Source organism: Micromonospora sp. C28SCA-DRY-2 (assembly GCF_030519475.1).
Classification (GTDB): Bacteria; Actinomycetota; Actinomycetes; order Mycobacteriales; family Micromonosporaceae; genus Micromonospora.
The window spans coordinates 317325-330958 of sequence record NZ_JAUMKD010000005.1; the positions used below are offsets into that span (position 1 = coordinate 317325).

At 75.7% G+C, this 13634-nt stretch carries 14 protein-coding genes; 6 read left to right on the top strand and 8 right to left on the bottom strand.

Translation table 11 applies throughout. The features are described 5' to 3' along the window. Positions 1-71: 71 nt before the first annotated feature. The 4 genes from Q3W71_RS22155 (at position 72) to Q3W71_RS22170 (ending at position 4154) form a co-directional block, all read left to right on the top strand. Positions 72-596 (top strand): SigE family RNA polymerase sigma factor, encoded by a 525-nt coding sequence (locus Q3W71_RS22155; RefSeq protein WP_302921301.1) that lies wholly within the window; start codon positions 72-74, stop codon positions 594-596. After that, positions 593-1750, top strand: coding sequence for a hypothetical protein (locus Q3W71_RS22160; protein ID WP_302921303.1), 1158 nt, complete (start codon positions 593-595; stop codon positions 1748-1750). The genes Q3W71_RS22155 and Q3W71_RS22160 overlap by 4 nt, the downstream gene beginning before the upstream one ends. Positions 1751-1932: 182 nt before the next feature. After that, a complete protein-coding gene (locus Q3W71_RS22165; protein ID WP_302921304.1) occupies positions 1933-3753 on the top strand; it encodes an acyl-CoA dehydrogenase in 1821 nt (606 codons plus the stop codon). Between the two features lie 41 nt (positions 3754-3794). Continuing rightward, the gene (locus tag Q3W71_RS22170; RefSeq protein WP_302921305.1) at positions 3795-4154 is read left to right on the top strand and encodes a hypothetical protein; all 360 of its coding nucleotides are present in this window, start codon (positions 3795-3797) and stop codon (positions 4152-4154) included. Between the two features lie 65 nt (positions 4155-4219). On the opposite strand, the gene Q3W71_RS22175 is transcribed toward Q3W71_RS22170, so the two are convergent. Both Q3W71_RS22175 and Q3W71_RS22180 read right to left on the bottom strand, forming a co-directional pair. Continuing rightward, entirely contained in the window at positions 4220-5227 is a 1008-nt protein-coding gene (locus Q3W71_RS22175; RefSeq protein WP_302921306.1) for a hypothetical protein, read from the bottom strand. Between the two features lie 139 nt (positions 5228-5366). Continuing rightward, the gene (locus Q3W71_RS22180) at positions 5367-6086 is read right to left on the bottom strand and encodes a spermidine synthase (RefSeq protein WP_302921307.1); all 720 of its coding nucleotides are present in this window, start codon (positions 6084-6086) and stop codon (positions 5367-5369) included. Between the two features lie 145 nt (positions 6087-6231). Between Q3W71_RS22180 and Q3W71_RS22185 the strand changes: the two genes are divergently transcribed. Continuing rightward, positions 6232-7236 (top strand): zinc-binding dehydrogenase, encoded by a 1005-nt coding sequence (locus Q3W71_RS22185; RefSeq protein WP_302921470.1) that lies wholly within the window; start codon positions 6232-6234, stop codon positions 7234-7236. Between the two features lie 10 nt (positions 7237-7246). Here Q3W71_RS22185 and Q3W71_RS22190 read toward each other — a convergent pair whose 3' ends face one another. From Q3W71_RS22190 to Q3W71_RS22205, 4 genes are all read right to left on the bottom strand, one after another. Then, positions 7247-8155, bottom strand: coding sequence for a sulfite exporter TauE/SafE family protein (locus Q3W71_RS22190; protein WP_302921308.1), 909 nt, complete (start codon positions 8153-8155; stop codon positions 7247-7249). Next, positions 8152-8745 carry a rhodanese-like domain-containing protein gene (locus tag Q3W71_RS22195; RefSeq protein WP_302921309.1) on the bottom strand — a complete coding sequence of 198 codons (594 nt, stop codon included), beginning with the start codon at positions 8743-8745 and terminating at the stop codon, positions 8152-8154. The genes Q3W71_RS22190 and Q3W71_RS22195 overlap by 4 nt, the downstream gene beginning before the upstream one ends. Before the next feature lie 187 nt (positions 8746-8932). Further along, positions 8933-10333 (bottom strand): rhodanese-like domain-containing protein, encoded by a 1401-nt coding sequence (locus Q3W71_RS22200; protein WP_302921311.1) that lies wholly within the window; start codon positions 10331-10333, stop codon positions 8933-8935. 105 nt (positions 10334-10438) lie between these two features. Beyond that, complete coding sequence (locus tag Q3W71_RS22205; RefSeq protein WP_302921312.1) at positions 10439-10708, bottom strand: metal-sensitive transcriptional regulator; 270 nt, start codon at positions 10706-10708, stop codon at positions 10439-10441. A gap of 125 nt (positions 10709-10833) precedes the next feature. Here Q3W71_RS22205 and eccB point away from each other — a divergent pair, with 125 nt between their 5' ends. Next, positions 10834-12222, top strand: coding sequence for a type VII secretion protein EccB (eccB, locus tag Q3W71_RS22210; RefSeq protein WP_302921313.1), 1389 nt, complete (start codon positions 10834-10836; stop codon positions 12220-12222). A 7-nt stretch (positions 12223-12229) separates the two neighbouring features. Here eccB and Q3W71_RS22215 read toward each other — a convergent pair whose 3' ends face one another. Then, positions 12230-12832 (bottom strand): bifunctional 2-polyprenyl-6-hydroxyphenol methylase/3-demethylubiquinol 3-O-methyltransferase UbiG, encoded by a 603-nt coding sequence (locus Q3W71_RS22215; protein ID WP_302921314.1) that lies wholly within the window; start codon positions 12830-12832, stop codon positions 12230-12232. A 30-nt stretch (positions 12833-12862) separates the two neighbouring features. After that, positions 12863-13477 (bottom strand): bifunctional 2-polyprenyl-6-hydroxyphenol methylase/3-demethylubiquinol 3-O-methyltransferase UbiG, encoded by a 615-nt coding sequence (locus Q3W71_RS22220; RefSeq protein ID WP_302921315.1) that lies wholly within the window; start codon positions 13475-13477, stop codon positions 12863-12865. Positions 13478-13634: the final 157 nt, after the last annotated feature.

A 13634-nucleotide genomic window follows, 5' to 3' on the forward strand; every position in this document is an offset into this window, starting at 1 on the left:
TCGCGGGCGCGTGCAACCGGATCGGGGGCCGCGCCCATCCCTACGGTGACGGCGGCGGACGGGAGTGGTGGATGCAGGCGACACAACGGCACGAGTACGTCGAATTCGTCACGGCCACCACCCCGAAGCTGCGCCGCACCGCCTACCTGCTCACCGGCGACCAGCATCGGGCCGACGACGTGGTGCAGCAGACGCTGACCAAGCTCTACCTCAAGTGGCCCCGGGTGCGGGGCGCCGACGACGTCGAGGCGTACGTGCACCGGATGCTGGTGCGCGTCTTCCAGGAGGAGCGGCGGTCCCGCTGGTGGGGGGTGCGGCTGCTGGACCGTACGCCCGAACCGGTGCCGCGCGGTGATCCACCCGGCGCGGACGAGGCCGTGGTGGACGCGGTCACGCTGCGCCGCGCGCTGGCGTCGGTGCCGCCGGGGCAGCGGGTCGTGCTGGTGCTGCGGTTCTACGCGGACCTCTCCGTCGAGCAGACCGCCGCGGTGCTCGACTGCTCGACGGGCAACGTGAAGAGCCAGACCGCGCGGGGCCTCGCCGCGCTGCGCCGCTGGCTGCCGGTGGACACGGACTCGGAGGGAGTGGCGCGGTGAACGACAACGAGGAGCGGGCGGTCCGCCTCCTGCTGCACCGGGTGGCCGACGAACTGCCGCCCGGCGGCGTGCCGGCGCAGGAGCTGGTCACCGGCGGCCAGCGGATGCTGCGGCGGCGGCGGTTCGCCGTCGCCGGGGCCGCCGCCGTGCTGACCGTGGTCGCGCTGCTCGGCGGGACCGTCCTCGCCGGTGGCCCCCGGGCCGCGCGGACGGTCCCGCCGGCCGACAGCGCGTCACCGACGGCCGGGCCGCCCACCGTCGCGCCCGAGCGGTTCGACCCGACCCGCCAGCCGTTCCGGCTCGGCTCGCTGCCCCCGAACGTGGGCCACCAGACCTACGAGACGGACGTCCGGATGGTGACTGTCAACGCGAGTGTGCCGGACGCGATCAGCCCGGGCGGACCGGTCGAGGCGGGCCCGATCATGGCGTTCTCCGCGTCGGTGACCGTCCGGATGGGTGCCCGGGGGGTGGACGTCTTCTTCAACGAGCGGGAACGGGTCGAGGACCGGCGGATGGGCGGTCCCCCGCCAGAGGTTCCGCTGCCCGGCGCGCCCGTGGCGCCGGTGAACGGCAAGCCCGCGTTCTTCTACACCCACCAGCACGCTGCCGTGCTCTCCTGGCAGTACGCCCCGGACGGCTGGATCGCGATCAGCGTCTGGGAGTACGACCGCCCGGAGGAACTCGCCCGCCAGATCGCCGAGGGGTTGGTCTGGGAGGAGCGGCCGGTGACCGTGCCCTTCGCGTCGGTCGCCGCCCCCGGGGGGGCGGTCCTGGAGGGCACCGAGATACGGACGTTCCGGGGCGGGTGGCTGGACGCGAGCCTGCGGTACGTGCTGCCGGAGAACGTCGGCTCGGCGGAGGTCCGCTCCGACTACATGCTCGGCGTGAGCAACGGGATCTTCAAGGACGGCGAATTCAAGGCCGGGCTCACCGTGGCCGGCCGGCGGGCCATGGCCGACGAGTTCTCCAACGGTACGGGCGTCTACCGGGTCGGCGAGTTGCCCGGTGGCTGCACCGGTTGTGTCGCCGAGGTCAACCCGGAGACGGTGGCGGGGCAGGCGGCGGTGGGCGGCCGGACCGGCGCGCTCGAGCTGGCCGCGTCCCTCCGGCTGGTGGACGGGTGGGACGACCCGGCGTCCTGGCGGCCGGTGTAGCCGACGGGGGCGGCGGGCGGGCCGGCCCGGCGGGACGGGGGCGGGCCGGCCCGAGCGGATCCGGCGCGGGCGCGGCACGGACGCGCGGTTGCTGCGTCGGGCGGCGCGATCGGTCAGGATGAGCTGCGGACGGGTGGCCGGACCGGATCGCGGTGCCGGCGGCCCGCCGAGGAAGGAGACCCGTGCCGTCCACCCTGCTCTCCCGCCGTGACCTGAGGTTCCTGCTGCACGAGTGGCTGGACGTGGTGCGGCTGACCGAACGGCCCCGCTACGCCGAGCACTCGCGGGAGACCGTCGACGCGGCGCTGGACCTCGCCGAGCGGGTGGCCACCGAGCGGTTCGCCCCGCACAACCGGGCCGCCGACCTCACCGAGCCGACCTTCGACGGCCAGCGGGTGCGGCTGATCCCGCAGGTCAAGGCGGCGCTGGAGGTGTTCGCCGAGACCGGGCTGCTGGGCGCCAGCCTGGATTCGTCGGTCGGCGGCATGCAACTGCCGCACGCCGTCTCGGCGGCCTGCTCCGCCTGGTTCCAGGCCGCCAACGTGGCCACCTCGGCGTACCCGTTCCTCACCCTGGGCAACGCCAACCTGCTGCTGGCGCACGGCAGCGCCGAGCAGGTCGACACCTGGGTCCGGCCGATGGTGCAGGGCCGCTTCTTCGGCACCATGTGCCTGTCCGAGCCGCAGGCCGGCAGCTCGCTGGCGGACATCACCACCCGGGCGGAGCCGCAGGACGACGGGACGTACCGGCTGCACGGCACCAAGATGTGGATCTCCGGCGGGGACCACGAACTCGCCGAGAACATCGTGCACCTGGTGCTGGCCCGGATTCCCGGCGGCCCGCCGGGGGTCAAGGGCATCTCACTGTTCATCGTCCCCAAGGTGCTGGTGGACGCCGCCGGCGCGCTGGGCGCCCGCAACGACGTGGTGCTGGTCGGCCTGAACCACAAGATGGGCTACCGGGGCACCACGAACACCCTGCTCAACTTCGGCGAGGGGGTGCACCGCCCGGGCGGGCGCGCCGGGGCGGTCGGCTATCTCGTCGGTGAGCCGCACCAGGGGCTGGCGCAGATGTTCCACATGATGAACGAGGCGCGCATCGGGGTGGGCGCCGGCGCCACGGCGCTCGGCTACACCGGCTACCTGAAGTCCCTGGCGTACGCCCGGCAGCGCCCGCAGGGCCGGCCGGTGGCCGACAAGGACCCGACCGCGCCGCAGGTGCCGATCGTCGCCCACGCCGACGTGAAGCGGATGCTGCTGGCGCAGAAGAGCTACGTGGAGGGCGCGCTCGCGCTGGTGCTCTACTGCGGCCGGCTGCTCGACGAGCAGCGGACCGCGCCCGCCGAGGCCGACCGGGACCGGGCCCGGCTGCTGCTGGACGTGCTCACCCCGATCACCAAGAGCTGGCCGTCGCAGTGGTGCCTGGCCGCCAACGACCTGGCCATCCAGGTGCACGGCGGCTACGGCTACACCCGCGACTACGACGTCGAGCAGCACTGGCGGGACAACCGGCTCAACGCGATCCACGAGGGCACCCACGGCATCCAGGCGCTGGACCTGCTCGGTCGCAAGGTGACCATGCGCGACGGGGCGGGGCTGGCGCTGCTGGTCGACACCGTCCGGGCCACCGTCGCCCGGGCCTGGAAGGCCGAGGGGGAGCCCGCCGAGCTGGCCGCCCGGCTCGGCGCCGCGCTGGACCGGGTCGCCCTGGTGACCCGGCGGCTGTGGGAGCGGGGCGATCCGGAGCTGGCGCTGGCCAACGCCAGCGTCTACCTGGAGGCGGTCGGCCACGTGGTGATCGCCTGGATGTGGCTGGAGCAGCTGCTCGCCGTCGACGCCGCCACCGGCCCGACCGACACCGCCGAGGACGTGGCCTTCTACGCCGGCAAGCGGCAGGCCGCCCGGTACTTCTTCCGGTACGAGCTGCCCCGTACCGGCCCGCAGTTCGACCTGCTGGAGAGCCTGGACCGGACCACCCTGGAGATGCGCGAGGACTGGTTCTGACCCGGCCGGCCGGGTGCGGCAACGACCTATCCTTGCCGGTCATGGACTCCGGTGAGGCGATGGCGGCGCGACCCGCCGAAGACGATCGGATGACGGCGCTGCGAGGTTGGTGGCGGCTGCCGGCCGCGACCCGCCGCGAGGTCCGGCGGCTCAGCCGGCGCGGGGAGCGCCACCCCGACCCGGAGGTGGCCTGGATCGCCTGGCGGTGGGCGCAGGTGGTGCTCCCGCCGGGCGCGCCGGAACCCGGTCGGGCCCGCAACATCGCCAGCGCCGCCGGCTTCTGGGTGCTGATTCTGCTCGACCTGGTCACCGGGGCCGAGCCCACCGACCCGCCGGCGCCGCACTGGCTGGACCGGCGGCGGGCCCGGCGCGTCCTGCGGATCGGCCCACCCGTCGGCTGACCCGCCGGTGGCCCGCGACCGCCGGACGACGGTCGCGGGCCACCTCCCGCGAGCGGGGTGCCGCGTCAGCAGCCGGTCCAGCGGACCGGGCTGATCCGGGTGCCGTTCTGGAAGCCGACCACGATGCCGTTGTCCGAGATCGCGGTGGCCCCGATGCCGACGCCGGTGCCGCCGCCCGGCAGGACCACCGAGCCGGTGCCCCGGCTGATCCGGTCCCCACCGACCACCACGCCGTGCCGGTTGACGTCGGTCAGCCACTCGAACCGGGGGTCGATGCCGATGCTGGCGCCACTGGTCAGGTCCCAGCGCACCTTGACGGTGTTCGGGCCGCCGAGGTCGACCCAGCCGATCGCGTACCGGCCGCCGGCGCCCAGCACCCGCGCTGACCGCGCACCCGGGACGGTCAGCTCCCGGACCTCGCCGTCCGGGGTGCGCACCCAGCCGGTGGGTTCGGTGAACGAGCCGCCCGTGCCGACGATGGTGCCGTCCTCGGTGATCCCGTCCGTCTGCCCGGTGGCGGGGGCGTCGAGGACCTCGACGGTGCCCGGTCGGGCGGCGGGCCACAGCAGCGGGAAGCTCTCGTTCGTCGTGGCGGAGGTGCCGTACCCGATGATGTCACCGGCGCCGTTGATCCCGGTCACCCAGATGCCGTACGAGGGCACCACGGGCAGGAACTCGACCCGGCCCGCCTGGTAGCGCCACGGCCGGCCGATGCTGTTCTCCCAGCCGTTGCCGACCACCACCCCGCTGGAGTTGACGTCGACCACCGTGTCGGTGATGGCGGACTCGACGGTGGTCAGCCGTCCGCCGTCCCAGACCAGCAGCAGCCGCTGGTTGACGCCACCGGTGGTCCGCAGCCCGGAACCGGCGATGTACCGGCCGCTCGGGTCGATGGCGTCGGCCGACGCCCGGTAGGAGTCCGCCGGGTAGGCCAGCGGGCGCAGGGCGCAGAGGCGGATGCTCCGGCCCGGGTCGGCGGTGGCCGCACCCGGCGTGCTGGCGACGCCGAGCGCGGCGGTCAGCAGGCCGGCCGCGACCCCGGCCAGGATCCGGCGTCGAGCGATCTGGGTCATGGGTTCCTCCCCCGTGTACGGCCCGGCTGTCCGGGCCTTGGCACACGCAAGACGCGTGGTCGCGGGGGAAGGTTGCGGCGCTGTCGGATCGGCGACCGGTCCGCTGTGGACCTCGGTCGCCCACCCGCCCGGCGGGCGGTCAGGCCGGGGTGTGCGCCACGTAGACGGTGTTGGCGGACTCCCCACCGGTCAGCGGGTTGGCGAACGGCACCACGTGCGCCCGTGCGGCGGTGAACACCTCGGCGAGGACCGCCTCGAAGCCGGCGTCGGGCGGGTCGTCCGACCAGAGCGCGAACACCCCGTCCGGGTGCAGGCAGGCGGCGAGCCGGCGCAGCCCGTCGGGGGTGTAGAAGTCGGCGTGGCTCGGGTGCAGCACCTGGCGGGGGGAGTGGTCGACGTCGAGCAGCACGGCGTGGAACCGTCGCCCGGGGGCGTCCGGGTCGAGGCCGGTGCCGTCGGCGACAGCGGCGAAGAAGTCCGCCCGCACGAACCGGGTCCGCGGGTCGGTGGCCAGGCCGGCCGCGAAGGGCAGCAGTTCCCGCCGGTGCCAGTCGATGACGTCCTCGATCGCCTCCACCACGACCAGCGAGCGGACCCGGTCGTCGGCCAGCGCGGTGCGGGCGGTGTAGCCGAGGCCGAGGCCGCCGACGACCACGTCGAGCGCCGGCCCGGCCAGCGCGGCCAGCCCCAGCCGGGCCAGTTCGATCTCCGCCACCGGGAAGAGGCTGGACATCAGGTACTCGTCGTCGAGCTTGACCTCGTACACCTCGGTGTCGAGGAAGGGGTCGCGGCGCCGGCGCAGGCTGATGGCGCCGATCGGGGTCTCCCGCCAGGCCAGTTCCTCGAATCGCGCGCTCACCGGCCGGGATGCTACCCGCCCGGGCGCCCGGCGCCGGTGCCGGCGCGCGGGCGGGCGGCAACGCATCGATCCGCCGTCGCCGGGTATGCGAGCTGGCCGAGGCCCCGGACGGGGGCCGGACGAGGGAGTACGCACAGTGGCGGAGATGCTGGCCGGACGGCTGCACCTGACGGAGCGGACGCTGCGCCTGGAGACGGTGCCGGTGCCCGAACCGGCGCCGGGGCAGCTGCGGATCAAGGTCGCGGCGGCCGGGGTGTGCCTGTCGGACGTCCACCTGATCGACGGCACGCTCACCCCGCTCTACCTGCCCGGCGACGTGGTCACCCTCGGCCACGAGGTGGCCGGTGTCGTCGACGCGCTCGGCGACGGCGTGGCGGGGTGGCAGCCCGGCCAGCGGGTGCTGCTCCAGGCGGGGGAGCGGGACCAGCGCGGCACCGTGTTCACCCGGGGCGTGGACTACGACGGCGGCTGGGCCGAGTACGCCGTGGCCAGCCAGGAGACCGTGGTGCCGATCCCGGACGAGCTGCCGTTCGAGCAGGCCTGCATCATCCCCGACGCGGTCTCCACGCCCTGGGCGGCGGTGACCGACACCGGGCGGACCCGGCCCGGCGAGGCGGTCGCGGTCTGGGGCGTCGGCGGGCTGGGCGCGCACGCCGTGCAACTGCTGCGGCTGGTCGGCGCCGCCCCGGTGATCGCGGTGGAGCCGCTGGCGGCGGCCCGGGAGCGGGCGCTGAGCCTCGGCGCGGACGCCGCGCTCGACCCGGCCGACAACGCCTTCCGGGACACCGTGCTGGGCCTGACCGACGGCCGGGGGCTGGACGTGGCGTTCGACTTCGCCGGGGTCACCCCGGTCCGCGAACAGGCGCTCACCGTGCTCGGCCGGCGCGGGCGGCTGGTGCTGGCCGGGATCGCCAACCAGCCGGTGACGATCCCGTCGGACAGCTCGTTCAACTACCTCCGGCAGGCGGTGCTCGGGCACTACGGCTCGGAGGCCGAACACGTGGTGCAGCTGGTGTCGCTGGCCCGGCAGCGGCGGCTGGACCTGTCCGCCTCGGTCAGCGACGTGCTGCCGCTGGCCGAGGCGGAGCAGGCGGTGCGGCGGGTGCAGAGCAAGCAGGGCAACCCGATCCGGCTGATCCTGCGGCCCTGACCCGCGCCGGTCACCGGGCGGCGAGCGCCCGCAGGACGCGGCACACCGGCGCGGTGGTCGGCCCCCGCCGGCGCCCGCCGCACTCGGCGACGAGCAGCCGGGCGTACCCGGCCAGCAGGGCCGCCGCACCGAGGGCGACCCAGAGCAGCGGCTCGCCGCGGACCGGCGCGGGGAGCTGCTGCCCGAGCACGAACCCGCCCATCGCGAGTACGAACCAGCCGAAGGCCCGGCGCAGGACGTCGGCGGGCAGCCGCCCGGCGAGCCGGGCACCGGCGAGGCTGCCGGCGACCGCCGCCGCGGTCACCACGGCGGCCAGCCGCCAGTCGACGGTGACGCTGGCCAGGTAGCCGGCCAGGCCGGCGAAGGACTTCAGCGCGATGACGACCAGCGAGGTGCCCACCGCGACCGGCATCGGCAGGCCGCCGAGGAGCACCAGCGCGGGCACCACCAGGAATCCGCCACCCGCGCCGACCAGGCCGGTGACCAGGCCGACCACCAGGCCGTCGGCGACCACGCGCGGCAGCGGGAGCTGGCCGGGCGGCGGTGCCCCGGCGGCGTCCCGCCGGCCGCGGATCATCGCGGTGGCGGTGCCCAGCATCATCAGCGCGAACCCGGTGAGCAGCAGCCAGGGCGGGACGAACGCGGCGAGCCGGCCGCCGGCGTACGCGCCGGCCATGCCGGCGGCGCCGAAGACCAGCCCGGTGCGCCAGCGGATCCGGCCGGCGCGGGCGTGCGGCACGGCGGCCACCGCGCTGGTCACCCCGACGACCAGCAGCGAGGTGGCGATCGCCTCCCGGGCCGGCAGGTCGGCGAGGTAGACCAGCAGCGGTACGGCGAGGATCGACCCGCCGCCGCCGAGCAGCCCCAGGCTGACCCCGATCAGCACGGCGCCGGCGACGGTGAGGACCAGGCCGGTCACGACCGGCCCGCGTCGGGCGCGCCGTCGCGCAACTGGCCGACCACGGTGTCGAGGTCGCAGCTGGCACCCCGGTTGTACGGCAGCCTGCCCAGCAGCATGCCCATCGCACAGGTGTTGGTGACCGCGGCGCTGGTGAGCCCGGCGCCGATCGCGGCGGCCACCCACTTCGCGCCGGGCAGCACCACCGAGGCGAGGATGCTGGCCAGCACGATCGTGCCGGCGACCAGGCGGACCTGCCGTTCCAGGTCCCAGCGCGCCCGGCCCAGCCGGACCGGCGCCCGGGCGGCCTGCCAGGCGAGCATGCCGCCGTCGAGCACCCGCAGGTTGGGCAGGCCCGCCCCGGCCAGCGTCTGCCCGGCCCGCGCGGCGCGCGCGCCGGAGCGGCAGATGAGCACGACGTCGTCGTCGAGGTGGGCGCGCAGTTCGGCGCGGTGCTCGCGGAGCAGGTCCAGCGGCACGTTGTACGCGCCGGGGATGTGCGCGGTGTGGAACTCGCCCGGGGTGCGCACGTCGAGGATCCGGGGCGGGCGGCCGCTCTCGATCAGCTCGCGCAGGGTGGCCGCGTCCAGGGTGGCGGGTGAGGTGTCCATGTCTCCTCGGGTCGGGTCGGCCCCCGCCGGTCGGCGGGTGCGGGGCAGGGTCGGCGGGTGCGGGGCAAGGTCGGTGGGCAGGGCGGGTGTTCGCGGGCCGGCGGGCGCGGCGGGCCACCCGGCCGGGCTGCTCCGGCCGGGGTGGCCCCGCCCGGCGGGCGCGGGACCGGGCCGGGCGATCCGGGCGTCAGGCCGGGTGGACGATGGGGAGACCGGCGCTCCCGGCCGCGGCGTACCGGTCGTCGATGACCACCACCCGCCGGCCGGCGTTGGCCAGCAGCGAGGCGGCGGCGGTGGCCCGGTAGCCCGAGCCGCAGTGCACCCAGACGGTGCCGGCCGGCACCTCGGCGAGCCGCTTCGGCAGGTCCGGCAGCGGCAGGTGCACCGCGCCCGCCAGGTGGCCGGCCCGCCACTCGTTGGTCATCCGCACGTCGAGCACCACGTCGGGCGCGGGCAGGCCGTCGGGGGTCCGGCCGGCCTGCGCGGCGGCCAGGGCGGCGAAGTCGGCGGTGGGCAGCTGCCGCAGGTCGGCGGGGTCGGCGGCCCACTCGGCGGGGGCGCCGGTCGCGGCGGCGGCCGGCCGGTCGATGCCGATGCGCACCAGTTCGCGCTGGGCGTCGGCGAGCTGCTCGGGCGTCTCGGCGAGCAGGGTGACCGGCACCCCCCAGTCGATCAGCCAGCCGAGCCAGGTGGACATCGGCCCGTCCAGGCCGAGGCTGACCGTGCCGGCCAGGTGCGTGGCCGCGTACGCCTTGCGGTTGCGCAGGTCGACCACCCACTGCCCGGCGGCGATCCGGTCGCGCAGTTCGGCGGCGTCCGCGCGGGTGGCCGGGGTGAGGTCGACCGGCGCCGGCCCGGCGGCGTTGGCCACCCCCATGTGGGCGTAGTACGCCGGGTAGGCGTCCAGGCCGGCCAGGATCTCGCTGACGAACTCCTCGGCGGCCAGCCGCAGCACCGGGTTGACCTGCTTCTCCCGGCCGATGGTCGACTCCGGCGCGTCGGCCTGGGTCGCCGAGCAGAAGCTGCCGAAGCCGTGGGTGGGCCAGACCTCGGCGCCGTCGGGCAGCAGGTCGGCCAGCCGGCGGGCCGACGCGTGCTGGTGCCGGGCCAGGTCGTGCGCGTGCTGCGGGCCGAGCAGGTCCGGCCGGCCGGTCGTGCCGAAGAGCAGCGAGCCGCCGGTGAACACACCCGCCGGCGACCAGCCGCCGTCGTCGGCGGTGTCCAGCACGTACGACAGGTGGTGGAAGGTGTGGCCGGGAGTGGCGACGGCGCGCAGCCGCATCCGGTGCGAGACCGGCAGCACGTCGCCGTCGGTCACCGGCGTGCGGTCGAAGTCGGCCCGCTCCGCGTCGGCCAGCAGGTAGCGGGCACCGGTCAGCTGGGCCAGCTGCCGGCCGCCGGAGACGTAGTCGTTGTGCAGGTGGGTCTCGACGACGTGGGTCACCCGGACCCCGAGCCGGCCGGCGAGGGCCAGCACCCGGTCGACGTCGCGCTGCGGGTCGACGACGACCGCTACCTCGCCGTCGTGGGCCAGGTAGCTGCGGTCACCCAGCGACGAGGTGGTGATGACGGAGACCTGGACGGTCATGGCCGATCCTTTCGGAAATACCCCAGGGGGTATGCTATGGGCAGACGTCCGCCCGTGCGGCTACCCCGCCCCGGTGTGGTCACACCGGGACGGACGGAGGGCGGATCAGGACAGGGCGAGGAACAGCTTCTCCAGCTCGTCCTCGGTCATCTCCGGCTGCTCGCCGCGCTCGCGGGCGGTGCTGCAGTGCCGCATCCCGGAGGCGATGAGCTTGTAGCCGGCGCGGTCGAGTGCCTTGGAGACGGCGGCCAGCTGGGTCAGCGTGTCGCGGCAGTCCTGGCCGGTCTCGATCATCTCGATCACGGCGTTGAGCTGCCCGCGGGCCCGCTTGAGCCGGGTCAGCGCGTCCGCCGTCATCTCGGGTCGTAGCTTCACGATGCCCAGCATACCCCCGGGGGTACCTGGCCGCCAGCCGGTCGCGGTGGCCCGCGACGCAGGGTCGTCGGGATATCGACGCAGCGCTTATCCTGTGCCCCGACCGACTCGCCGGAAGGGATCCCATGCCGTCGCGGCAGGACCAGCTGCACTCCTACCAGTTCACCGTCCAGCGGGCGGTCGCCGCGCTGGTCATGCGCGAGACCGACCCGGCGCAGTCGCCGTTCCGGCGGCTGGCCGGCGCCGCGCTGGCCAGTGTCCTGGTCGCGGCCATCGGGGTGGGCGGCGCCGCGCTCTACGGGTTGTTCGCCGGGGGCGGCACCAAGTGGCGCGACGCCGGCGCGGTGATCGTGGAGAAGGAGTCCGGCGCCCGGTTCGTCTACCGGGACCAGAAGCTGCACCCGGTGCTCAACTACGCCTCCGCGCTTCTGATCATCGGGGCGGACCGGCCGAAGACCGTCCTGGTCTCCCGCCGCTCCATCGACGGCGTGCCGCGCGGCCTCCCGCTCGGCATCGCCGACGCCCCCGACTCGCTGCCCGCCCCGGGCCGGCTGGTCACCGCGCCCTGGACGGTCTGCTCGGCGCCTCCGGCCCCGACCGCGCCGGAAGCGCCCCGATCGGCGCTGCTGGTCGGCGTCGACGCCGCCGGCGGCCGGCCGCTCGGCGAGGACGCGCTGCTGTTGCGGCACCCGGACGGCGGGCTGCACCTGCTCTGGCAGCACCGCCGGCACCTCGTCCGGGACGCCAACCGGGTGCTCGCGGCGCTGGCGGCCACCCGGGCCCGGGCGGTCCCGGTCGCCCCGGCCCTGCTCAACGTGCTCCCGGCGGGCGCCGACCTGGCGCCGCTGGCACTGCCCGACGAGGGTGAGCCCTCCGAGCGGGTGTCCGGCGCCCGGATCGGCGACGTCTACCTGGTGCGCAACTCCGGCGGCGGCCGGCAGTACGCCGTCGCGCTGCGCGACGGGCTGGCCGGGATCACCGAGCTCCAGGCCAGCCTGCTGCTCGCCCGTACCGGCCAGCGCGAGCCGGAGTCGATCACCCTGGGCCGGTTCGCCGCGCTGCCGAAGCTGCCCGACCTCGCGCCGACCGGCCCGGCCGCCCCGCCGACCGTGCCGCCGAGGCTGGCCGCCCCGGACGGGGCCGCGCTCTGCGCCCGGTTCGGCGACGACGGCGCGGTGGTCGACGTCCGGCTCGGCGCGACCCTGCCCGACCTCGGGGCCACGCCCCGTACCCCGGCACCGGCCGGCGGCGGCGTGCTGGCCGACCACGTCCTGGTCGAGCCGGGCCGGGGCGCGGTCGTCGAGTCGGTCGCCGCGCCCGGGGCGAGCGGCGGCGCGATCTCCGTCGTCACCGACCTGGGCCGGCGGTACGTGCTGGCCGGCGGCGAGGTGCTCGGCATGCTCGGCTACCGCGACGTCCGGCCGGCCCGGTTGCCCGCCGGGCTGGTCAGCCTGGTGCCCGCCGGCGCCACCCTCGACCCCGCGGCGGCCCGGGTGGTGGCCGCCCCGACCTGAGCGCCCGTCAGGCGGGGCGGCGCAGCACGGTCACCGCGAAGTCCGCGTCGTCCCGCCACGGGCGCAGGTCCCAGGTGGCGAAGCGGTGTTCCAGGCGCAGCCCGGCGGCCACCGCGTGGGCGTCGAACTCGGTCAGCGCATAGCCCCGGTCGGTGCCGAAGCCGACCACCATCACGCCGTCCGGACGCAGGTGCGCCGCGATCCGGGCCAGCACCGCCGGCTCGGTGCCCGGCGCGACGAAGGCCATCACGTTGCCGGCGACCACTGCCGCGTCGAACGGTTCGGGTTCGCCGGCCGCGGCCAGGTCCAGCTCGGCCAGGTCGGCGACCAGCCACCGTGGCCCGGGATGGTCGGCCCGGGCGGCCTCGACCAGCGCCGGGTCGGCGTCCACCCCGACCACCGTGTGCCCGCGGGCGGCGAGCGCGGCACCGACCCGGCCGGTGCCGCAGCCCGCGTCGAGGATCCGCGACCCGGGCGCCACCATCGCGTCCAGGAACCGGGCCTCACCGGCCAGGTCGGCGCCCTCGGCCGCCAGCCGGCGGAACCGGTCGATGTACCACTGCGAGTGCTCCGGGCCGGTGTCGGTGGCCCAGCGGGTGGGGTTGGCCATGCCCCCAACGCTATCGAGGCCGCCGCGGCGTCAGGGCAGCCGGGCCACCGTGATGAACTCGTTGTAGGTGAAGAGCTTGCCGAACGCGCGGGGGAACGGGAACGAGTACTGCCGCTCGACGGTCAGCCCCAGGTCGCGGCAGGTCTCCGCCGCCTCGGCGAAGCCGACGAACCGGACGTGCGTCGCGTCGCTGCGGTAACCGCGCTCCTGCGGGGTGATGAACACCGCCCGGCCGCCGGAGCGGAGGTACGGCAGGTACATCGAGATCACCTCGCGGGCCTGCTCGGCCGGCATGTGTTCGAGCAGGTGCGCGGCGAGCATCGAGTCGAAGGCGCCCGGGCGGGCGTACTCGGAGGCGAGGAACTCCTCGGTGGTGTACGCCTCCAGCCCGAGCTCCCGGCAGTGCGCCACCGAGGTGGGGTTGTGGTCCACGCCGACGCTGTCGCGGCCCAGGTTGATCAGGTTGCGACCGAGGCCGGAGCCGACGTCGAGGGTGCGTCCCAGCTGGAGCCGGCGCAGGTTCCAGCGGTAGGGCGCCTGCACGTCGAGCACCTGCTTCCACCGGGCGCCGCCCAGTCGTTGCAGCCGGCGGGTGTAGTCCTCGCCCGCCGTGCCCGTGTGGTTCTCCTGCCCTGTCTGACTCATCGCCGGTTCCTCTATCTGCGTCGGTAGAAGCTGGTGCGCGTCGCGGCCGGTCCACGCGCGGCGGGTCGACCGGGTCGCCCCCGGCCGCCCGGGGCGGGCCGGCCCCGATGCTACGGCCTACGGGGCGGCCTGTGGGGTAACTGACCGGCCAGTTTGT